Annotated in this window: 22 protein-coding genes and 2 pseudogenes; 13 read left to right on the top strand and 11 right to left on the bottom strand. The window is 60.8% G+C overall.

From position 1 onward, the window contains the following. On the bottom strand, positions 1–263 hold a 263-nt coding region (locus ACFFAR_RS04260), incomplete at its 3' end, for a YigZ family protein (protein ID WP_375507553.1). A gap of 54 nt (positions 264–317) precedes the next feature. Then, entirely contained in the window at positions 318–863 is a 546-nt protein-coding gene (locus ACFFAR_RS04255; protein WP_375507552.1) for a GNAT family N-acetyltransferase, read from the bottom strand. A 437-nt stretch (positions 864–1,300) separates the two neighbouring features. On the opposite strand from ACFFAR_RS04255, the gene ACFFAR_RS04250 reads away from it, so the two are divergent. From ACFFAR_RS04250 to astE, 10 genes are all read left to right on the top strand, one after another. Next, positions 1,301–2,188 carry an EAL domain-containing protein gene (locus ACFFAR_RS04250; RefSeq protein WP_082771435.1) on the top strand — a complete coding sequence of 296 codons (888 nt, stop codon included), beginning with the start codon at positions 1,301–1,303 and terminating at the stop codon, positions 2,186–2,188. 37 nt (positions 2,189–2,225) lie between these two features. Next, a complete protein-coding gene (locus ACFFAR_RS04245; protein WP_075359839.1) occupies positions 2,226–2,651 on the top strand; it encodes a hypothetical protein in 426 nt (141 codons plus the stop codon). 138 nt (positions 2,652–2,789) lie between these two features. Further along, positions 2,790–3,605, top strand: a complete 816-nt coding sequence (locus ACFFAR_RS04240; protein WP_062170110.1) for an ABC transporter ATP-binding protein — start codon at positions 2,790–2,792, stop codon at positions 3,603–3,605. A gap of 64 nt (positions 3,606–3,669) precedes the next feature. Further along, the gene (locus ACFFAR_RS04235) at positions 3,670–4,587 is read left to right on the top strand and encodes a helix-turn-helix domain-containing protein (protein ID WP_174363539.1); all 918 of its coding nucleotides are present in this window, start codon (positions 3,670–3,672) and stop codon (positions 4,585–4,587) included. Positions 4,588–4,693: 106 nt separating this feature from the next. Continuing rightward, positions 4,694–5,905 (top strand): acetylornithine/succinyldiaminopimelate transaminase, encoded by a 1,212-nt coding sequence (locus ACFFAR_RS04230; protein ID WP_174363538.1) that lies wholly within the window; start codon positions 4,694–4,696, stop codon positions 5,903–5,905. A 44-nt stretch (positions 5,906–5,949) separates the two neighbouring features. Beyond that, positions 5,950–7,005, top strand: coding sequence for an arginine/ornithine succinyltransferase subunit alpha (gene aruF, locus ACFFAR_RS04225; RefSeq protein ID WP_174363537.1), 1,056 nt, complete (start codon positions 5,950–5,952; stop codon positions 7,003–7,005). Further along, positions 7,002–8,039, top strand: a complete 1,038-nt coding sequence (gene astA, locus ACFFAR_RS04220) for an arginine N-succinyltransferase (protein WP_174363536.1) — start codon at positions 7,002–7,004, stop codon at positions 8,037–8,039. Before aruF ends, astA begins: the two co-directional genes overlap by 4 nt. Positions 8,040–8,060: 21 nt before the next feature. Next, the gene (astD, locus tag ACFFAR_RS04215; RefSeq protein ID WP_375507551.1) at positions 8,061–9,536 is read left to right on the top strand and encodes a succinylglutamate-semialdehyde dehydrogenase; all 1,476 of its coding nucleotides are present in this window, start codon (positions 8,061–8,063) and stop codon (positions 9,534–9,536) included. A 9-nt stretch (positions 9,537–9,545) separates the two neighbouring features. Further along, on the top strand, positions 9,546–10,889 hold the full coding sequence (gene astB, locus ACFFAR_RS04210) for an N-succinylarginine dihydrolase (RefSeq protein WP_174362695.1): 1,344 nt from the start codon (positions 9,546–9,548) through the stop codon (positions 10,887–10,889). A 7-nt stretch (positions 10,890–10,896) separates the two neighbouring features. After that, complete coding sequence (gene astE / locus ACFFAR_RS04205) at positions 10,897–11,901, top strand: succinylglutamate desuccinylase (protein ID WP_236873345.1); 1,005 nt, start codon at positions 10,897–10,899, stop codon at positions 11,899–11,901. Positions 11,902–11,907: 6 nt separating this feature from the next. Here the strand turns inward: astE and ACFFAR_RS04200 are convergent. Beyond that, positions 11,908–12,111, bottom strand: a pseudogene (locus ACFFAR_RS04200) (efflux transporter periplasmic adaptor subunit); the annotation flags it as partial. Positions 12,112–12,119: 8 nt separating this feature from the next. Then, positions 12,120–12,497: pseudogene (locus ACFFAR_RS04195) on the bottom strand (RND transporter); the annotation flags it as partial. Positions 12,498–12,671: 174 nt separating this feature from the next. Here ACFFAR_RS04195 and ACFFAR_RS04190 point away from each other — a divergent pair. Next, positions 12,672–13,610, top strand: coding sequence for a LysR family transcriptional regulator (locus tag ACFFAR_RS04190; RefSeq protein WP_061999747.1), 939 nt, complete (start codon positions 12,672–12,674; stop codon positions 13,608–13,610). 172 nt (positions 13,611–13,782) lie between these two features. Beyond that, positions 13,783–13,944, top strand: a complete 162-nt coding sequence (locus tag ACFFAR_RS04185) for a hypothetical protein (RefSeq protein WP_162916060.1) — start codon at positions 13,783–13,785, stop codon at positions 13,942–13,944. A gap of 199 nt (positions 13,945–14,143) precedes the next feature. Here the strand turns inward: ACFFAR_RS04185 and ACFFAR_RS04180 are convergent, their stop codons facing one another. The 4 genes from ACFFAR_RS04180 to wrbA form a co-directional block, all read right to left on the bottom strand. Continuing rightward, the gene (locus tag ACFFAR_RS04180) at positions 14,144–14,947 is read right to left on the bottom strand and encodes a metallophosphoesterase (RefSeq protein WP_075359833.1); all 804 of its coding nucleotides are present in this window, start codon (positions 14,945–14,947) and stop codon (positions 14,144–14,146) included. A 22-nt stretch (positions 14,948–14,969) separates the two neighbouring features. Continuing rightward, positions 14,970–16,418 (bottom strand): FAD-binding oxidoreductase, encoded by a 1,449-nt coding sequence (locus tag ACFFAR_RS04175; protein WP_375507550.1) that lies wholly within the window; start codon positions 16,416–16,418, stop codon positions 14,970–14,972. 122 nt (positions 16,419–16,540) lie between these two features. Then, positions 16,541–16,948 (bottom strand): DUF2069 domain-containing protein, encoded by a 408-nt coding sequence (locus ACFFAR_RS04170; protein ID WP_174362697.1) that lies wholly within the window; start codon positions 16,946–16,948, stop codon positions 16,541–16,543. After that, on the bottom strand, positions 16,948–17,550 hold the full coding sequence (gene wrbA / locus ACFFAR_RS04165; RefSeq protein ID WP_061999743.1) for an NAD(P)H:quinone oxidoreductase: 603 nt from the start codon (positions 17,548–17,550) through the stop codon (positions 16,948–16,950). Before wrbA ends, ACFFAR_RS04170 begins: the two co-directional genes overlap by 1 nt. A gap of 120 nt (positions 17,551–17,670) precedes the next feature. On the opposite strand from wrbA, the gene ACFFAR_RS04160 reads away from it, so the two are divergent. After that, positions 17,671–18,975, top strand: a complete 1,305-nt coding sequence (locus ACFFAR_RS04160; protein ID WP_174362698.1) for a YihY family inner membrane protein — start codon at positions 17,671–17,673, stop codon at positions 18,973–18,975. Between the two features lie 7 nt (positions 18,976–18,982). Here the strand turns inward: ACFFAR_RS04160 and ACFFAR_RS04155 are convergent, their stop codons facing one another. The 3 genes from ACFFAR_RS04155 to ACFFAR_RS04145 all read right to left on the bottom strand — a co-directional run. After that, positions 18,983–19,303, bottom strand: coding sequence for an Mpo1-like protein (locus ACFFAR_RS04155; protein WP_062000905.1), 321 nt, complete (start codon positions 19,301–19,303; stop codon positions 18,983–18,985). Between the two features lie 151 nt (positions 19,304–19,454). Further along, positions 19,455–20,288, bottom strand: coding sequence for an alpha/beta fold hydrolase (locus tag ACFFAR_RS04150; protein ID WP_174362699.1), 834 nt, complete (start codon positions 20,286–20,288; stop codon positions 19,455–19,457). Next, on the bottom strand, positions 20,285–21,212 hold a 928-nt coding region (locus ACFFAR_RS04145; protein ID WP_375507549.1), incomplete at its 5' end, for a PLP-dependent transferase. The genes ACFFAR_RS04145 and ACFFAR_RS04150, both read right to left, overlap by 4 nt.

Raw genomic sequence — 21,212 nt, 5'->3', positions numbered from 1 at the left:
GGCGTGCGCCAGGGCCGCCTGCCAATGCGGGTCCGCGACCGGCCGGCCGTGCCGGACGGTTCTCCGTCGTCGGACATGCCCGATTCGCCGCCCGCCAGCAACGCCCAGCAAACGTGCGTGGCGGCGGGGTGCTGCGCACGCAGTGCGTCGAGTTCGAGCATCGCGGCGGCGCGGTCGGCAACCGGCAGCGCCAGCGCGATGAAACGGCTCTTGCGAATGTCGATCTCGGCGGTGACGGCGGCAGCAAGCGTGTAAGTGGGCAAATAAAGCTCGGGCTGGGAAAAATGTGATTGCGGGTGAAGCGGCCGATTTCGTGTTTATCGAGAAGGGAGCAGGGGCTTGTCCTCGCCGAGCGAACGTTGCATGAGGACGGTATCGACCCATTGGCCATGCTTGTAGCCGGCCTTGCGCAACACGCCGACATGTTCAAAGCCGAGCCGCGTGTGCAGCGCGATCGAACCCGCGTTGCCGCTGTTGCCGATCACGGCCACCATCTGCCGCCACGGGCCGGCCTCGCATCGTTCGATCAGCGCAGTCAGGAGCGCGAGGCCGAGTCCCTGGCCACCGTGACCATCGGCGATATATACCGAGTCCTCGATCGTATGCCGGTAAGCCGAGCGCGGCCGATACGCCGTCGCGTAGGTATAACCGACCACTTCGCCCTGCAGTTGCGCAACCAGGTAAGGCAAGCCCGCATTCGTGATGGATGCGTGCCGCGTGCGCATGTCGTTCGCGCCGGGCGGTGTTTCCTCGAAGGTGGCGAGCGCGTGCAACACGTAATGCGCATAGATGCGCGTGATCGCGTCGAAGTCATCGGCGGTTGCGTCGCGGATGGTGAAAGCGCGGGCGTCGTCCAGTGCCATTGATTGCCTCTTTGAGTTGAGCGTGAGGGAGCGGTAAGCGATGAAACACATGCCCGATTTTCTCACGACTCCCGGCCTTATCCGCCATTTACCAGACACCTGCACACCGTCGCGGCAAAAGTATGGAGCCGGCGTGCGCCAGCCCACCAAAGAGCGCATTTCGTCATAGAAGAAGCATTGAAGCAAAGCATGCGTGACCGCTACACTGGGTCGTTTGCAAGTTCATCGCAAGGTATCCGGTCGCGCGCGAAGGCCCGCGTGACGCGCACGTGAATTGCCGCACGGCATGAACACGCCGCAAGCTTGCACATTCAGCGCAAATGTTTCATCCCATCGCCTCGGCAAGACGCCTTGGGCGCCAACTCCGTCTGACATAAAAGAACCGAAAGGTACATGAGGCACGTGAGAGACATGACGGACATGAAGAATCGCGCACGATGAACACTTTCAATTTCGCCGGCACCACGCGTCTGCGCACTCGTCCCTGGAACTGGCTCTTCGCGGGACTGGCGGGCGGCCTGGCTGTTTCTGCATGGCTCGGCCTCCTGATGGTCCGGCGTCTCTCGCCGCTCGGGCAGCTCAGCGACGCCGTGCGCCGGCATCAGTTCATTGTGGCGTATCAGCCGATAGTCGATCTCGATACACGGCAATGCATCGGCGCCGAAGCGCTCGTGCGATGGAAGCAGAACAACCGCATCGTGCGTCCCGACCACTTCATTCCGCTCGCCGAGAATCGCGGGCTGATCCAGGCGATCACCGACCAGGTGTTCGACACCATCCTGTTCGAACTCGGCGAATTTCTGCAGCGTTACAGCGAGATGTATGTGTCGATCAACCTGAGCGCGCCCGATCTCGTCACGCGGCGCTTTCTCGATCGTCTGACGCCCGCGCTGGCTCACGCGGGGATTTCGCCGCGACAGGTCCGGATCGAAGCGACCGAGCGCTGTTTCCTCGACGCCGAAGCCGCCAAGGAAGTCATCCAGGCGTTTCGCGATGCCGGACATCCGGTGTATATCGATGATTTCGGCACGGGGTATTCCAGCCTGTCGCACTTGCAGAATTTCCAGGTCGACGCGCTGAAGATCGACAAGTCTTTCGTCGATACCGTCGGCCAGGACGCAGCGTCCAGCAGCGTGGCGTCGCATATCGTGGACATGGCGCAAACGCTTGGCGTGCAGGTCGTGGCCGAGGGGATCGAGCGCGAAGAACAGGCGTGTTATCTGCATGCGCGCGGCGCGCAGTTCGGGCAGGGCTGGCTTTTTTCCGAACCGCTTTGCGCGCCGGATTTTATTCGTTATGCGGGACGGACACTGGTGACGGTGTAGGCTTTGGGCATCGAACTCCCATTTCGGAACCCCGCCCATGACCGCCAGATTGACCGACTCCGTAGCGACCGCTTTCCTGAAAGATGTACGCCATCCGCTACTGGCCCTGCACCGTAGTCTCCTCAACGAACTGCGCGCCCGGCACGAAGCCGAATTCGGCGCAGTCACACCGGCCGAGTTCCTGCAGATCGTGATCAACGGCAGCGCTTTCAAATGGCTCGGGCCTTTATCGACACTGATCGCGGCGCTCGATGACGTGATCGACGACACCGACGCCACGCCCGACGCACGCATCGACATGGCGCACGCCGTGACATCGATGTTCGGCGCAAAGAACCGCAACGCCGCCTTCGACGTCCAGTACTTGCCGATGCTTCAGAGCAGCCCGGACATTGCGCTCGCCAACGGCCGCGTGGCCCAGCAAGTGCGCGCGGTACTTCCCGCCGAGCCTGAAAAAGACTGACGAATCGTTGATGCATTCCGGCCGCGCGACAGGCGAGGGCGTTTGCCCCAATGCCAGTGCGCCGGCCGGTTTCGGTAGAATCCGCAGCCATGATCGAATCGATCGGACCCTTCAGACTCATCCTCCGGGGAGAATGCGTTGGACACATCCGCACAAACCGCAGCATCGGCCGCCGCGAAAAACGCCGCAGTCAAACTCGTCGCCCGCGACATCCACAAGCGTTTCGGCGATAACGAAGTGCTCAAGGGTGTCTCCCTCGCCGCCAACGCCGGCGACGTGATCAGCATCATCGGGTCGAGCGGCTCGGGCAAAAGTACCTTCCTGCGATGCATCAATTTCCTTGAGCGGCCGAATGCGGGCGACATCATCGTCGACGGCGAACCGGTGCGAACCAAAACAGATAGCCGCGGCAACCTCGAAGTCGCCGACCACAAGCAGCTTCAGCGCGTGCGCACGAAACTCGCGATGGTGTTCCAGCATTTCAATTTGTGGGCGCACATGACGTCGATTGAAAACGTCATGGAAGCGCCCATGCACGTGCTGGGTTTATCGAAGAAAGAGGCCAGCGAACGCGCGCGCGAGTGTCTCGAGAAAGTCGGGCTCGCGCCGAAGGTCGAGAAGCAATATCCGTCGCATTTGTCGGGCGGCCAGCAGCAGCGTGTCGCGATTGCGCGCGCGCTCGCCATGCATCCGGACGTGATGCTCTTCGACGAACCCACGTCCGCGCTCGATCCGGAACTCGTCGGCGAAGTGCTGAAGGTGATGCAGAAGCTGGCGGAAGAAGGCCGCACGATGATCGTCGTCACGCACGAGATGGGCTTCGCGCGCAACGTGTCGAATCATGTGATGTTTCTGCACCAGGGACGCACGGAAGAAGAGGGCGCGCCCGCCGAAGTCCTGAGCCGGCCGAACAGCGAACGGCTGCGCCAATTCCTGTCCGGCAGCCTCAAGTAACGTGCCGGCAGTAGTCGGGCCGCAGCCGTTGCGGGTGGTCATCGCGCTGATCGCTCCATGTTCGATGAGCGGTGTGGGACCGGTCATCGATACATTGCGGCTCGCAAATGAAATTGATGGCAATGCGCTGTATGCGTGGCAAACCGTTTCTCCCGATGGCCGCGATGTCATGCTTGGCGGCGGCGCAACATTGAAGGCGCAGGCCGCATTCGGCGCTGACATTGAATGCGACTGGCTGATCGTGCTGAGCGAAGGGTTGCACCCGCTTGGCGGACAACGCGCGTTTCTTCAGTCGCTCACTCGCGTCGCGTCCAGCACCCCGCTTGTCAGCGGCATTCATCATGGCGCGTGGTGGCTGGCATCGGCGGGACTGCTCGATGGTTACCGTGTCGCCGTGAACTGGGACATGGCGCAACAGTTCACGGAACAGTTCGAAAGCTGCATTGTTTCGCAGCAGATTTTCGAAACCGATCGCGACCGCGCCACATGTTGCGGCGGCCAGGCCACGGCCGATTTCATGCTTGCGATGATCGCGCGTCACCATAACCGCGAACTCGTGGAGCGCATCGCCGACGCGCTTGGCGTAACCGCGTTGCGTTCCGGCGACGAACGCCAGCGCATTCCATACGTGACCGCTCCGGGCGAGCGCCATCCGCGTTTGAACGATGCATTGCAACTGATGGAAGCGAACATTGAAGAGCCACTCGCCAGCGATGAAATCGCCGCGCTCGTCGGCATCTCGCGGCGGCAGTTGGAGCGCCTGTTCAAACAGTATCTCGGTGCAATGCCGGCGAAGTATTACCTCAACCTCCGCCTGATCAAGGCGCGGACCCAGTTGCAACGAAGCAGCCAGTCGGTCGTGCAGATCAGCCTGGCTTGCGGGTTTGCATCGGCGGCGCATTTCTCCAATGCGTATCGCGAAAGATTCGGCGTCACGCCCCGGGAGGAGCGGCGCAACTGGATCGAGCGTAACGCCGGTTGATGGCGCGCTGAAATGTCCGTGGAACCGTGTCGCGTTCACGCAAGACGCGAACTGCGCCGCGGGCTACGATCGGTCTGATCAGCAAATCCCGCCCAAGGAGCGATTCATGACCGATCTGAATGTGACACGCGGTACCTTCGATGAAGTAATGGTGCCTTTGTTCTCTCCGGCGAATTTCGTGCCGGACCGCGGACTCGGTTCGCGTGTCTGGGACACGGAAGGCCGCGACTATATTGATTTTGCGGGCGGTATCGCGGTGACGGCGCTGGGTCACGCGCACCCGGAATTGCTCAAGGTCCTCCACGACCAGGGCCAGAAACTCTGGCATATCGGCAACGGATATACCAACGAACCTGTTCTTCGCCTCGCCACCCGCCTCACGGATCTCACCTTCGCCGATCGCGCCTTCTTCGCGAACTCCGGCGCCGAAGCGAACGAAGCCGCGCTCAAACTCGCGCGCCGTTACGCGATCGACAACAGTGGTCCGCAGAAAGTCGAAATCATCTCGTTCACCCAATCGTTCCACGGCCGCACACTGTTCACGGTCAGCGTCGGCGGTCAGCCGAAGTACGCCGAAGGTTTCGGCCCGACGCCGCAAGGCATCACCCATCTGCCCTATAACGATCTTGCGGCGGCGCGTGCCGCGATCGGTCCGCAAACCTGCGCGGTAATCGTCGAACCGGTCCAGGGCGAAGGCGGCGTGTTGCCTGCCGACCCCGCTTTCCTCCAGGGTCTTCGCGACGCCTGCGATCAACACGGCGCACTGCTGATTTTTGATGAGGTACAAACGGGCGTGGGCCGCACCGGCACGTTCTACGCGTACATGGGCTATGGCGTGACGCCGGACATCCTGACGACCGCGAAGGCGCTCGGCAATGGCTTTCCGATCGGCGCAATGCTCACTACGACCAAGATCGCCGCGCATTTCAAGGTCGGCGTGCATGGCACCACGTATGGCGGCAATCCGCTGGGCGCGGCTATCGCGGATAAAGTGGTCGAGCTGATCAGCAATCCATCCTTGCTCGAAGGCGTGCAGCAACGCAGCGATGCCATCAAGGCGCATTTGAAGCGTATCGATGAACGTTTTTCAGTGTTCAAGGAAATCCGTGGCAAGGGTCTGCTGATCGGCGCCGAACTTGCCGATGCCTACAAGGATCGCGCAAAGGATGTGCTGACCGCAGCCGCGAAACACGGCGTGATCATGCTGATCGCGGGGCCGAACGTGCTGCGGTTCGCGCCGTCGCTGATCATGCCGATCGCCGATCTCGACGAAGGGTTCGCGCGTATCGAACAAGCTATCGCCGACGTGGCGCAGTGAACGTGCGCCTGTCTTCGGCCTCTTTCAACCCAACGGAATCGCCGATGCTGATCGTCCGCCCTGCAACACTCGCCGACCTCGACGCGCTCGAACGTATGGCGCATGCCGCGCATCCCGTGCTGCATTCGCTGCCGCGCGACCGGCGCGTTCTCGAGACACGTGTCGCGCTCTCCGAAGATTCGTTTCGCGCCGATGTCGAGTTTCCCGGTGAAGAGTTTTATCTGTTCGTGCTCGAGGATACGGCGACGGGTGCGTTGCTCGGCACGTCGAGCATCGTGGCATCGGCGGGATATTCCGAACCGTTCTACGCGTTTCGCAATGACGCGCTGATCCATGCGTCGCGTGAACTCAAGGTGAACCGCAAGATCCACGCGCTGACCATGTCGCATGAGCTCACGGGCAAGAGCCGCCTGACGGGCTTCTATATAGATCCGCCGATACGCGAGAGCACGCACGATGCCGCTGCGCATCTGCTTTCGCGAGCACGCATGATTTACGTTGCCGCGAACCGCAAGCGTTTCTCCGACGACGTCTTCTCGCTGATGCTCGGCGTGACTGATGACGCGGGTGTATCGCCGTTCTGGGAGGCGGTAGGGCGCAAATTCTTCGGCCGCGACTTCGAGCAGGTCGAGCTTGAATCCGGCGGCCGGAGCCGGACCTTCATAGCGGAAGTGATGCCCAGTTATCCGCTTTATGTTCCGCTGTTGCCGCCCGAAGCGCAACGCGTGCTGGGCGAGCCGGACGACGGCGCATTGCTCGCGTATGACATCCATCTTGAAGAAGGTTTCGAGCCGGATCGTTTTGTCGATATCTTCGATGCCGGTCCGGTGCTGACCGTCGCGGTCGAGCGCAGCGCGTCGGTGCTCGCAAATGAAGTACGCACGGTGAGCGATTCTTCGGACGACGCTGGCGTTTCAGGCACGCCCTATGTGGTCGCGGCCGGCGGCGCGCACGCATTTCGCTGCACGCTGGTCAACCTGCCGTCGTCGCGTGCGGGCGGTGCGCCGTTGTCGGCAGAGATTCGCGAAGCGCTCAGCGTGAAAGCATCCGGCACGGTGCGCTGCGTGCCGCTTCATCAAGCTTCGGGAGAGTTCCAATGATCGTTGTCCGCTGCGTGCAGCCTGGAGATGTCGACGCGCTGGTGGCGCTCGCGCACGAAACCGGACCCGGACTCACCACCTTCAAGCCGGATCGCGATGCGCTGACGGCACGCGTTGAACGTGCAAGACGCACGCTCGCCAATGAAGCCGCACCCTACGAAGCCGGCTATCTGTTCGCAATGGAAGACACGGCGACCGGCGATATTGCCGGCGTGTGCGGCATCGAAACGGAAGTGGGACTGGAGCAGCCGTTCTATAACTACCGGGTGTCGACGGTCGTTCATGCAAGCCGCGATCTTGGCGTGTGGACCAAGATGTCGCTGCTCAACATCTCGCACGACCTGACCGGGTATGCCGAAGTCTGTTCGCTGTTCCTGAGCCCGCGATACAGAACCGCAGGCGTAGGTGGTTTGCTGTCGCGTTCGCGCTTCATGTTTATCGCGCAATTTCGCGAGCGTTTTCCGGAGCGTCTGTGCGCTGAACTGCGCGGTCATTTCGATGAAAACGGCGTCTCGCCATTCTGGCAGGCAGTCGGCTCGCATTTCTACCAGATCGATTTCAACGCAGCGGACTATCTGAGTTCGCACGGCAAGAAGTCGTTCCTGGCCGAGCTGATGCCGCGCTATCCGGTCTATCTCGCGATGCTGCCGGACGACGCGCAAGCGGCAGTCGGCCTCACACATCGCGACACCATGCCCGCGCGCAAGATGCTCGAAACGGAAGGGCTGCGCTATGAAAATCACGTCGATATCTTCGATGCCGGTCCCGTCCTCGAATGCCACACCGCGGACTTGCGCACGGTGCGCGAAAGCGTGCTGGTGAAGGTGCGCATTGGCGAGCGTCATGAGAACGGCGAGGCCCGAAGCCTGGTATCGAATACATCGCTCGATGACTTCCGATGCGGCGCGACCTTCGGCATCCCTGAAGAAGGATCGTTCTTGCTGACCGAAGACGAAGCCGCGGCGTTGCGCGTGAAAGCAGGCGATACGGTGCGTGTCTTGGCCTCGCAACCGCGCCAGAAGAACGCAAGTTGACCGCAAGTTAAGGACAGGAACATGACTACGATTTCGACTCAATTGTTTATCGATGGCGCGTGGAGCAATGGCGGCGGTACGCCGTTTGCATCGCGCAATCCAGGTAACGGCGAAGTGGTGTGGGAAGGGGCGAGCGCATCGGCGCAAGACGTTGACCGCGCCGTCCTCTCAGCGCGACGTGCGTTTGCTTCGTGGTCCGCCTTGCCGCTCGACGAACGCATTGCAATCACGCGACGCTTCGCTGTGCTGCTGAACGAGAACAAGGAAACGCTCGCCAATACCATTGGGCATGAAACGGGCAAGCCATTGTGGGAAGCACGCACGGAAGTGGCGACTATGGCCGCAAAAGTCGATATCTCGGTCAAGTCGTACCACGAGCGAACCGGCGAAAAGCGGCAGGACATGGCCGATGGTGTCGCGGTCTTGCGGCATCGTCCGCATGGTGTCGTGGCGGTGTTCGGGCCGTATAACTTTCCGGGGCATTTGCCGAACGGGCATATCGTGCCGGCGCTTATCGCAGGGAACACGGTCGTGTTCAAACCGTCTGAATTCGCGCCCGCCGTGGCCGCGCTTACCACTGGTTTGTGGGCGCAGGCTGGCTTGCCTTCAGGCGTGCTGAATCTCGTTCAGGGCGAAAAGGACACGGGCATTACGCTGGCCAATCATCGGCAGATCGATGGTTTGTTTTTCACCGGTAGTTCGGATACCGGAACATTGTTGCATCGGCAATTCGGTGGACGTCCCGAGATCGTGCTTGCGCTGGAAATGGGCGGCAACAATCCGCTGGTCGTGGCTGAAGTCGAAGATATCGACGCCGCCGTGCATCACACGATCCAGTCGGCATATCTTTCCGCCGGACAGCGCTGCACGTGCGCACGCCGTTTATTCGTCCCCGATAACGCGTTCGGTCAACGCTTCACGCAACGCCTGATCGATGTGACATCGAAGATCAAGACCGGCGCCTTCAATGCCGATCCGCAACCGTTCATGGGCGCCGTGATCTCGGCGCGAGCGGCGTCGAAGCTCGTGCAGGCGCAGAAACAGTTGGTCGAAGCGGGCGGCAAGCCGCTCCTCGAAATGAAACAGCAATCGAAGGAGCTGGGTTATGTCACGCCGGCAATCGTCGACGTGACGAACGCGCAGAACGTGCCTGACGAAGAGCACTTCGGACCTATGCTGCAACTCACGCGCTATGCCACTTTCGATCAGGCGATCGAACGGGCGAACGACACAGCCTACGGTTTAGCTGCCGGCTTGTTAGCCGATGACGCCGCCACGTGGACGCACTTCCAGCGGACCATTCGTGCGGGCATCGTGAACTGGAACCGGCCGACTAACGGCGCGTCATCAGCGGCGCCGTTCGGCGGTATCGGCCGCTCGGGCAATCAGCGCCCGAGCGCGTTCTACGCGGCGGATTATTGTTCGTACCCGATGGCGTCGGTCGAAAGCACCCAGTTGCTCATGCCCGCGAGCGTCTCGCCCGGCCTTCAGTTCTGAGGATCCACGATGCAAGCATTCGAAGCGAATTTCGACGGGCTGGTCGGCCCGACGCACAACTACGCGGGGTTGTCGTTCGGCAATGTCGCGTCGCGCAACAACGAGAAGTCGGCGGCAAATCCGAAGGCTGCGGCAAAGCAGGGCTTGCGCAAGATGAAGCGGCTTGCGGACCTTGGTTTTCATCAAGGTGTGTTGCCGCCGCTCGATCGGCCCTCGCTCAAGTTGCTGCGCAGCGTGGGTTTCACGGGCACGGATGCCGAAGTCATCGAACGTGCTTCGCGCGAAGCGCCCGAATTGCTCGCGGCGGCGAGTTCGGCGTCCGCGATGTGGACGGCGAACGCCGCGACCGTCAGCCCATCGGCGGATACGAACGACGGCCGCGTCCATTTCACGCCTGCCAATCTCAGCACGAAGCTGCATCGCGCGATCGAGCATGAAGAGACGCGGCGTTCGCTTGCATCGATTTTCGCCGACGAACAACGCTTCAAGATTCATCACGCGCTGCCCGGTACGCCCGCTTTGGGCGACGAAGGCGCGGCAAATCACACGCGCTTTTGCAGCGAATATGGCGAGAAGGGCGTCGAGTTTTTTGTCTATGGCCGCAGCGAATACGGTCAGGGCGCGGCCGAGCCGAAGCGCTTTCCCGCACGTCAAACGCTCGAGGCCAGCCGCGCGGTTGCACGGCTGCATGGCCTCTCCGACGACTCCACGGTCTTCGCGCAACAGCTTCCCGACGTGATCGATGCCGGCGTGTTCCACAACGACGTGATTGCGGTGGGCAACCGCAACACGCTGTTCTGCCATCAACGTGCGTTTCTCGACCAGACGAAAGTCTATGACCAGCTCCGCGTCAAGCTCGATGCACACGGCAGCGCCTTCACCGCAATCGAAGTGCCGGAAGACGAAGTCAGCGTGGCCGATGCCGTATCGTCGTATCTGTTCAATAGTCAGTTGCTCACGCGTCCCGATGGCCGCCAGGTGCTTGTCGTGCCGCAGGAATGTCGCGAGAACGCGCGCGTGGCCAAGTACCTCGATGCGTTGGGCGAGCGGCATACGTCAATCGATGACGTGCTCGTTTTCGACCTGCGCGAAAGCATGAAGAACGGCGGCGGTCCGGCCTGCTTGCGTTTGCGCGTCGTACTGAACGACGCGGAACGCGCCGCGGTGAACCCCGGCGTCTGGATGAACGATTCACTTTTCGCGCAGCTCGATGCATGGATCGACACGCATTATCGTGATCGTGTTGCGCCAGCCGATCTTGCCGATCCCAAACTGCTCGATGAGTCGCGTGCCGCCCTTGATGCGCTCACCGGCATCCTTAAGCTGGGTACACTCTATGATTTCCAGCGCTGAGACCACCATGTTCGCGAACTTTCTCGACTTTGTCATCGATGGAAAAAAGCCTGCGCTGACGGAGGGCACATTGCCCAACAGCGTGAAGTGGACGTGGCTTGGCGATGGCATCGTGCGCTTCGAGCCGGATCATGAAGTCAAGGCAAGCGTGGTGGCATCGGCGGGAATCCACGGCGACGAAACCGCGCCCATCGAGATTCTTTCCATGCTCGTGGCGGACATTGCCAGCGGGAAAGCACCGTTGAAGAGCCGCTTGCTGGTGATCTTCGGCAATATCGACGCGATGCGCGAATCGTGCCGTTACCGCGATGACGATCTGAACCGCCTGTTCAACGGCCGGCATCTGACGCTCGCAACCAGTCATGAATCGCCGCGTGCGGTCGAGCTGGAAGGTGTGACGCGTGCGTTCTTTGCTGAGGCCGATTCCACCCAAGCGAAGTGGCACATCGACATGCATACGGCCATCCGTCCTTCTGTGTTCGAGCAATTCGCTTTGCTGCCGTACACGGGCGCACCCTTGTCGCGAGCGATGTTCGACTGGTTGCAGGACGCGGGTTTGTCGGCGGTGCTTTTACACAAAGAGAAGTCGAACACGTTCACGCATTTCACGGCGGAACAATCGGGGGCGCTTGCCTGCACGCTCGAACTCGGCAAGGTGCGTCCGTTCGGGCACAACGACCTGACGCGCTTCGCGGCATCCGATGCAGCCTTGCGCCGCCTGATCGCCGCGCAGCCGCCGGTGCCGAAGTCGGGCGATACATTGAAGGTCTTCACCGTAATCGGCCAGATCACCAAGCAAAGCGAAGCGCTCGAACTGCACGTTGCCGGCGACGTCGCGAACTTCACGCCTTTCGAACGCGGCACGTTGCTCGCGGAAGATGGCGATTACCGTTACGAAGTCACGCGCAATGAAGAACGGATCGTGTTCCCGAACCCGACGGTGAAGCCGGGATTGCGAGCGGGATTGATGGTCATCGATACAACTGAAGACACGTTCAAGGCGCTGAGCTGAACGCACTCAACTCGAAGGCGTGACGGTTACCGTACACGTCGTCCCGGCGGCTAGGATCAAGCTGTCCGGCACTTCATCGATGCGGATGCGCACGGGCACGCGTTGCCCGAGCCGGACCCAGTTGAAGGTCGGGTTCACATCGGCGAGCAGCTCGCGGCTTTCGGCTTTGTCGCCGACACGCACGTGCGGCAACTTCGTTTCCTCGAAGTATTGAACCTGCCCGGGCCGTAGTAGGCGTTTTCGGGCCAGTGCTTGCGGTTGATCGAAAGCGATCCATCCACCTGCGGTACGAGCGCCGACGCCGCGACACCCGCCAGCGACCGCGCCTCGCGCACGCGCGCCGCAGCCAACGCGAGCGATGGGTTGCCGGCCTGCGCACGTTCAATCCACGCATCGAGCTGGGGATCGTTGTACGAGCGCCACCATGCGGAGGCGGGTCAACCTGCGTCGGCGTTTGTCGCGCGCAGGGTCGCGCCCGCATCGAGCGTTGACGGGGCCTTCAGGGAATCCTCGGGACCGACGTTTTTAGTGCTCGCGCAGCCTGCAATTGTTAAAATAAATGTAAGAACCATCGGAACGACGGCTGTTTTTAGCATCCGGTCTAGCAAAATTATTTCTCAAATCTGATTGAGACGCGTGTGCCGAATTGTATTTTTGCCCTGATTATGAAAAAACCGGCAAAAATGTAAAGCATCCAAACGCGATCCGATCTAATCGATTTTGCCGAAAGCGCAACAATGGCGCATAACTTGAAAGAGATTCAGGGCTAAATGGATACCCTCCAGAACATGCGGGTGTTTTCGCGAGTCGTGGAAGCGGGCAGTTTCACTGCGGCAGCACATCAGTTGAATACAACGACGGCCTACGCTTCGCGCGCAGTATCCGATCTTGAAGCGCATCTGCGTACCCGTTTGCTCAATCGCACGACGCGCCGTATAGCCCTCACCGAGGCGGGCGAGCGCTATCTGCAGCGCTGCGAGCAGATCCTCGCCTATGTGGATCAGGCAGAGGCCGAAGCGGGAGACGCCCACGCCAGGCCTTCCGGCAAGCTGAAAATGCATGCCATGGCGGGTATTGGCCAGCATTACATCGTGCCGATGATTTCGCGTTATCAAAGGCTGCATCCATCGGTGCAGATAGACTTGACGCTCGCCTCGCGCATTCCGGACCTGCTAGATGAAGGTTTCGATGTATCGATCGTGCTTGGCAGCGAATTGCCCGATTCGGGTCTGGTCTCGCAACGTCTCGGCAGCGTTTTCACGATTGCGTGCGCTTCGCCCGCGTATATAGAAGCGCATGGCGTGCCGCATTCAGTTGCGGATCTGAACGAGCACACGTGTCTGCAACTCGTGACGCCGGCCTTTCCGCCAACTCGATGGACTTTCGACGGCCCGAACGGACCGGAAAGCGTCAATCTCGGCCCGACACCATTCACGGTGAATGTGGCAGAAGCCATGGCGGTGGCCATCAGCGAAGGCATGGGCGTTGGTGTGCTGCCCACATCGTCCGCGTTGCCTGCGTTGCGAGCCGGAACAATCGTGCGGGTGCTGCCGGAACACACCATGCAATTGTTCAATGTATTCGCGCTTTATCCGTCGCGGCAGTATCTGGACGCGAAAATCCGCACCTGGGTGGATTTCCTGCGCAGTGAGTTGCCTGGCGCACTCGCCGCCGATGAAAAATTGCTGCAAGAATTTGTGGCGGCGTAAGCTTATGAGCAGGAGAATGGGAGTTGGCGAATGCGGATCTTTTGGCTTTACCGCGGCGCAACACTTGCTTACTTCTATTTCAGCCTCATGTTGGTAGCTTAAGGGCTGGACAAGCTGCTTCTGGCTTCATGGATTCACTTTTACCGATTTTCGACTTAGTCCGAGGAAGGTTATGAATACGCCGCTGATGTTCGCTATCTATGCACTGCTTGGTTTGATCGCCGTGCCCGCAACTCGTGAACTGCTGCGTACCGCCCGCGAAAACGCAAAGCGCGCGCGCCTCATCCCGATTCGTATCGACGAACGCAAGAACCGCCAGTCGCGCGACCGGTAACTTCGGAAGGCCGAATCTTCGGTCTTTGGGTGTTAGCAACAGCGCGATAACGCGACGTTCTTTATCATGAAACGCCGGGTTCGCAGCGAGCCGGGATACCTGCGCTCCGGGTACGTGGGAACCGGTATTCGTTACCGTTGTTTTCGCGCTCACGGTTTCAGGCAAACGACTTTCCAGGACGCCACTCGGCGTCCGTCGATCAAATCTCGATTACCTTGTCCCACTCAAATGACGGATTCTCTGGCAAGCCCGTGCGCCGGTCCCGGTAGCCACGCGGATTGCAGACAACCCTTGTTCCTTCCACGAAGTAGTCGAACGCCGTATGCGTGTGGCCATGCACCCACAGTGCAACGGGCTCGCGCACAAGCGATGGCAAGTCGCTGATAAACGACGCCGATACCCGGTCCGTCGCATATTTCTCCGCAAGACTGTCCCTGAGCGGCGCGTGATGCGTGACAACGATCGTCTTGCCATCGAAAGGCTTGGCGAGCTCCTCTTGCAGCCATGCACGCGCTTGCTGGTGCAGCGCCAGAGAATCACTGGCGGTAAAGGAGCGCGGTTCGTCCTCGGGTTCAGGCCACGCAACCTGGATCACGCCCCTGAAGTCGACCATCACACGCTCGGCTTCCTGCATCGAGATACGCAACGCCTCATCGCTCGACCCATACAACGCGAAGTCGGTCCACAGCGTGGTGCCGAGCACGCGCCACTTTCCGTACCGGTCGATCAGCGCGCTGTTGTTCAGGAAATGCACATTCGGCAAGCTGTTCGAAGCATCCTTCATCGCCGTTTCGAGCGCACCGAACTCGCCGTCGTAATACTCGTGATTGCCCGGGACATAAATCACGGGTACGTCGGGACCGAAGTTTTCGGCGGCCCAGCGCAGGCCTTCCGCGTGATTGTGAATATCGCCGGCAAGCACGACGAGATCAGACTCGGCATAGGGAATGGCGAGCGGTTCGTCATGTTCGAGGTGCAGGTCAGACAGAACGCGAATCTTCACGGCGATATTCTCCTTGGTCTCTTCACGATGCGCGCACGTCCGGCAACACCTTGGCCGGATTCATCAAGTTCTCGGGGTCGAGTGCGGTCTTGATTGCACGCATCAAGCGTATTTCTACCGGGGACTTATAGTGCATCGCCTCGGCTACCTTCAATTGACCCAGACCGTGTTCGGCGCTGATGCTGCCGTGATAGGCATTCACTTGTTCATAAACGAGCGCATTCACACTCACCTGATGTTCGGCGAGGAAGACTTTCGGGTCGACGCCTGCCGGCGCCTGCACGTTGTAATGAAGATTGCCGTCGCCAAGATGCCCGAACGTCACCATGCGCACGCCAGGAATGGCTCGGGCAATAAGGGCGTCGGTTTGCGCGATAAAATTTCCGATGCTCGAAATCGGCACTGAGATATCGTGCTTGATATTGAGTCCTTCCTGGGCCTGCGCGAGCGGAATGTGCTCGCGCAGATTCCAGAAAGCCCTGGTCTGAGACAGATTTTCCGCGACCACCGCGTCTTGAACCAGGCCTTGCTCCATCGCGTGCTCCATCAGCCGTTCGAACAAAGCGCGGCCGTGTGCTTCGCTTTCGTTATCCGATAGTTCGAGCAGCACGGTCTGACCGTGTTTTTCGGAGAACGGATAACGCATTTGCGGAAAATGCGTGGTCACCAGATGCAGCGCGAAGTCCGACATCAATTCGAAGCCGGTCAATAACGGACCCGCATAACGCTGTGCAGTGGCGAGGAAATCGAGCGCGGCATGAGGCGACTCGAGGGCGGCGAGCGCCGTCACGCGAGCGACGGGCGCCGGATGCAATTTCATCACCGCAGCCGTAACGATGCCGAGCGTCCCTTCCGCGCCAATATAAAGATCGCGCAAGTCGTAACCGGTGTTGTCCTTGCGCAGCCCGCGCAAGCCGTTCCAGACGTCGCCTTGTGGCGTGACCACTTCCAGTCCGAGGCATAACTCGCGCGTGTTTCCATAGCGCAGCACGCCGGTGCCGCCTGCGTTCGTTGAAAGATTTCCGCCGATAGTGCAACTGCCTTCGGCCGCCAGGCTGAGCGCAAAGAGACGCTGTTCCTGTTCGGCGCGCGCCTGAATGTCGGCGAGGATTACACCGGCCTCCACGGTAATGGTGTTGTTGATCGAGTCGATGCTGCGAATACGGTTCATCCTGCGCAAGCTGATGACGACCTGCGTGCCGCTGGCGTCGGGCGTCGCTCCACCGGAATGGCCCGTATTGCCCCCTTGCGGCACGATCGGAAGACGATGTTCGCGCGCAAGCCGCACGACCCTTGCCACTTGTTCTGTGTCGCCCGGAAGAAGCACGGCACATGTTTCACCGCGGTAGCGCTTGCGCCAGTCGGTGAGATACGGCGCGGTGTCGTGCGAATCGGTGAGGACATTCGCGGCGCCGATCGCCTCGATGCAGGCTTCCACGAAGTACTTTGAACGGTCGTTGGTTGTGGTCATGAGTGTCAGTTGATTCAATAGCGTTGGCTTGCGCGGCAGGCGTTAATGCAGTATTGCCCGAACGTGGCCCTGGCGAAACCTGGCCGAATGGCATAGGGCTCCGTTACACCGGCGGATCCATGCTACAAACCATTCTGGTCGGCGGCAGCTCCGGTTCCCTGGCGCTTCGCCGCGCGGGCAGCGCGCTTGAACGGCGCGACATAAGCAAGCGCGCAGACGAAGTACACGAGCGCAAGCACGGCTTCAATCCAGCCGAGGCGCGCCGACAACCCGCCGTCTGTCATGCCGCGGACAGTGCCTTCGGCGAAGTAGAGCAGGACGAGCATCGACGCCCACTGCAGCGTGTACAGATTGCGCCTGAATGTGCCTCGAAGCGCGAACGCGAGCGGGATCGCCTTGAGTGCGAGCGCGGAGCCGCCGGGACGCAATGGCGCAAGCCACAGCTCCCACGCGAGCGACAACGCAATCAGCGCGATCAGGCTGAAAAACGCGATGCGCGCGGAAGCCCCGTTGGCAGGCGTGGCGCTCATCAGGCGTTGCGCAGAAGTTTGAGCGCGGTTTGAGCGAGACGCGCCCCGAGCGCGATGGCGAGCGCCTTCTCATCGGCGGAAATGCCGATGTCAGCCGTTTCTGCGCGCGCGAAATGGGACGCGCCGTAGGGCGTGCCGCCGGTTTGCGTGGTGGTCAGCTTTGGCTCGGTGTACGGAATGCCCACGATCAGCATGCCGTGGTGAAGCAAGGGCAGCATCATGGAAAGCAGGGTGCTTTCCTGACCGCCGTGCAGGCTGCCGGTGGACGTAAAAACGCTCGCGGGTTTTCCGGCGAGCGCGCCGGAAAGCCATTGCGGCGAGGTGCCATCGAGGAAATATTTGAGCGGCGCAGCCATGTTGCCGAAGCGCGTCGGCGAGCCGAGCGCGAGTCCCGCGCATTCTTCCAGGTCGCGTACTTCGGCGTAGGGCGGACCGTCGGAGGGAATGTCCGGCTGCGTTGCTTCGCAAACGGTCGAGACGGAGGGCACGGTGCGCACGCGCGCCTGCATGCCGGGCACGCTGTCGACGCCCTGCGCAATCGCCTGGGCAAGTTCGCGGGTGGCGCCGTTGCGGCTGTAATAAAGCACGAGAATGTCGTTCATGGGCCTTTTCGGTGAACGGGTATTATAAGGACCGGGTGTGCGAAGTGCTTTTGGTGGTCGTCCGCCACTATTTGTACCGAATCGCAAACTCGTTGTAACGATTGAGGAGAGAGTTTCTTAATGAAGTTTCCCATCAATCTCGACACGACGAAACGGCTCGCCGGATTCGTCGCGCGTCGAACGGGTGAGGATCGCGTCGCGCAGGTGGCAGGCAGCCTGACGTTTACCACCGTGCTGTCGCTCGTGCCGCTCGCCACCGTCGCGTTCGCGTTGTTCACGGCGTTTCCGATCTTCGCCTCGTTTCAGATGTCGTTGCAGGATTTTCTTGCATCGCATCTCATGCCGTCGCAGATCAACAGCCAGATCTTCAAGTACCTGAACCAGTTTGCATCGAAGGCGAAAGGGCTGACCACGGTCGGCATGATCATCTTGTTCGTCACGTCGGTGATGACCATGATGACAGTCGAGTCGGCGTTCAACGTGATCTGGCGCGTGCGCAAATCGCGGCCGCTGGCGCAACGCATCCTGGTTTATTGGGCAATCATCACGCTCGGGCCGATCCTGTTCGGCGTGAGTTTGTCCATGTCGTCCTATTTGTTTGCTCAGTCCATCGCATTCGCCGGGTCGCATAATCTTTTACCGCCGGGGATCGAATGGGCGCTCACGAGTGCAACCCTGCCATTTACGGTTGTGGCGTTCGCGATGCTTTACGTCTTTCTGCCGAACTGCAAGGTGGCATGGCGCGATGCACTGGTCGGCGGCCTGATCGCGGCGATTGCGTTCGAATTGACCAAGCGCGGTTTCGGTTACTACGTGCGCCGCATTCCCACTTATACGGCCGTCTACGGCGCGTTTGCGGCGTTGCCGGTGTTCCTGTTATGGGTCTATCTCTGCTGGATGATCACGTTGATTGGAGCGATGGTCACGTCGGCGTTGCCGGCTATTCGCACCGGCCAGTTTCATCGAGCGGACTTCCCGGGCAGCGATTTGCTGGATGCACTCGAGTTGCTCGCGCGGCTCGCCGAAGCGCGCGATGCCGGCAAGCCCGGCTATACGGGGCTTGAGCTCGCAAGCATGCTGCGCTGTGACATGGATACCACCATGCGGCTTGTGCGCAAGCTCGATGACCTGGAATGGGTTGCGCGGCTCGAGAACCTGCGCGTGCCGCGTTATGTGCTGATCGCCAGTCCGCAGCAGATCACGGTGTCGAGTCTCTTCGATTTGTTCGTGATCGACCGCGAAGAACTGGACTATCAGTTGCGCCTCGATTCATCGCATATCGACGATGCAACCCTGATGAACGCGCTGAGCAACGACAAGATGGATGTCACGCTTGCCACGCTGCTTGCTGCGCGCACTGCTTCCCGGGAAGCTCGTGCGCATGAATCTGAAAACGCAGCGTCAATGCCGCGTCAGACCGCTTGACCGGCGCCTAAAGCGAAATCCTGCCAATACAGATGTCCTTGAACATCACCCAATCGCCCATCAGGCTATAAAGCGGATGGCGAAAGGTGGCAGGGCGGTTCTTCTCGAAGAAGAAATGGCCAACCCAGGCAAAGCCGTAGCCGCAAATGACCGCGGCCGGAAGCCAGAGCCAGTCATCCGTTGCGATGGCCATGGCCAGGCAACCAATCACCCCCAACGAACCAATGAAATGAAGCCGCCGCGACACCACGTTGCGGTGCTCTTCGAGATAGTACGGATAGAACTCCGCGAAGCTCGCAAAGTGATCCGAATGAGCGGTCTGGGCCATGACAATCTCCGTGTCGGGCGATGCCTGCAAAGCAGGCGAGCAAGATTCATTCTCCGGCTAACACGGCAATGGCGCAACCGGGAACGCGCGCCGTCGCGGGAATTTTCAGCACCCCACCCATTCGGCTGATAGCGCATTTCGGACGCGCTCGTTAAGCTTGGTTCATGCTGTTTTTCTTTGCAAAACCGAAGAGCGCAGCAAGGGTCGCATCAGGTTGTTCGCTCATGAGCGCGTGGCCTGCGTCCAGTAAAACGGTGTCCACCGGAACGCCCGCGTGTTTCATTGCATCGACAAGTGCGCGGCTCGCGCGGGGCGGTGTCATCGCGTCGCGCTTGCCCGTCACTATCTGCACCGGACACTGCACCGCTGCGGCGCGTTCAAGGCCATCCGCGTAAGCATTGCAGGCGCTGAAATCAGTGTGAAAGAGTTGCGGCTCGCCGCGAACGGCCATGCGTTCCATCAGGCGCTGGTTTGATCCGTGCAGCCAGAAGCCCGGGCCCGGGCTCGAAGGTTTCGCGGCGATCGAGGAATGCGACCACTGGTTCACCATGTCAATGGCGTCAGGTTCGTGGTCACGGGCGGCATTGAGGAGGGCGTCGGACACGGTCATCGGAAATGCGGTGGCGAGCAGCGAAAGGCAAGTCACGCGCGATGGATGGCGCGCTGCGGTATCGAGGGCAATCAATGAGCCCATGCTGTGGCCGATCAGCATGGCGCGGCTTACCTTCGCGGCGTCCAGCAGCGCGATGACCCAGTCGGCCAGCGCGGCGATGCTCGGCTTCGCCGGCCCGGCGCTGCGGCCATGCCCGGGAAGATCAACGGCAAGAACGCTCAGGCCGTGATGAGCAAAGTAGCGGGTCTGCAGCGCCCAGACGCTGTGATCGTGCTGCGCGCCGTGAATGAACACGGCCACAGGACGTCCGGCCTCGAACGCGTGGCCGCCGGTGTATGCGTAGGCGGGTGCGCCGCCGACATCGAGCATCATGCGCGGCTCCCTTCGCTTTTTTGCGATGCCTTCAGTCCGCGCTTGAGGTCGTCGATGAGATCGTCAGGATCTTCCAGGCCAATCGACAGCCGGATACGGCCTGGCGCGATTCCGGCGGCGGCAAGGGCGGCTGCGTCCATGCGGAAATGCGTGGTCGATGCAGGATGGATGACGAGCGAACGTGCATCGCCGACATTGGCCAGATGCGAAAACAAGGTCAGCGATTCTATGAAGCGCCGCGCCGCCGCCACGTCGCCGCGCAGATCGAAGCTGAAAACAGCACCCGCGCCGCGTGGCAGGAGTCGCTTGGCGAGCGCGTAATCGCGATGGCTTTCCAGTTCCGGATACGCCACGCCTTCGACTGCTGGATTCGCGAGCAGGAACTCGACGACCTTGCGCGTGTTGGCAACGTGCCTGTCCATGCGCAGCGGCAGGGTCTCGATGCCTTGCAGCAGTTGCCACGCAGCCTGCGGATGCAGGCATGCGCCGAAATCGCGCAGGCCCTCGCGGCGGGCGCGCAGCAGAAATGGCGCGACCGTGCTCTCTTCGGCGAAGACCATGCCGTGAAAGCCATCGTAGGGCTCGGTGAATTCGGGGAAAAGGGCGCTCGCGGTGAAGTCGAATGTGCCGCCGTCGACCAGCACGCCGCCTATGGTCGTGCCGTGGCCGCCCAGGAATTTGGTCGCGGAATGGTAGACGAAGTCGGCGCCATGATCGAACGGGCGCAGCAAATAGGGCGTGGTGAAGGTCGAATCCACGAGCAACGGCACGCGGTTCTCGTGCGCGATTTCAGCGATGGTCGCGATATCCAGAACATCGAGGCCGGGGTTCCCCAGCGTCTCGCCGAACAGGAGGCGCGTATTGGGCCGAATTGCGGCTCGCCAGGCATCGGGATCGTGGGGCGGCACGAACGTGGTGTCTATG

Source organism: uncultured Caballeronia sp. (genome assembly GCF_964243625.1).
In the GTDB taxonomy this organism is placed as follows: Bacteria; Pseudomonadota; Gammaproteobacteria; order Burkholderiales; family Burkholderiaceae; genus Caballeronia.
Note: the sequence above shows the minus strand (reverse complement) of the source record. Positions and strands in the feature narration are given on the sequence as shown.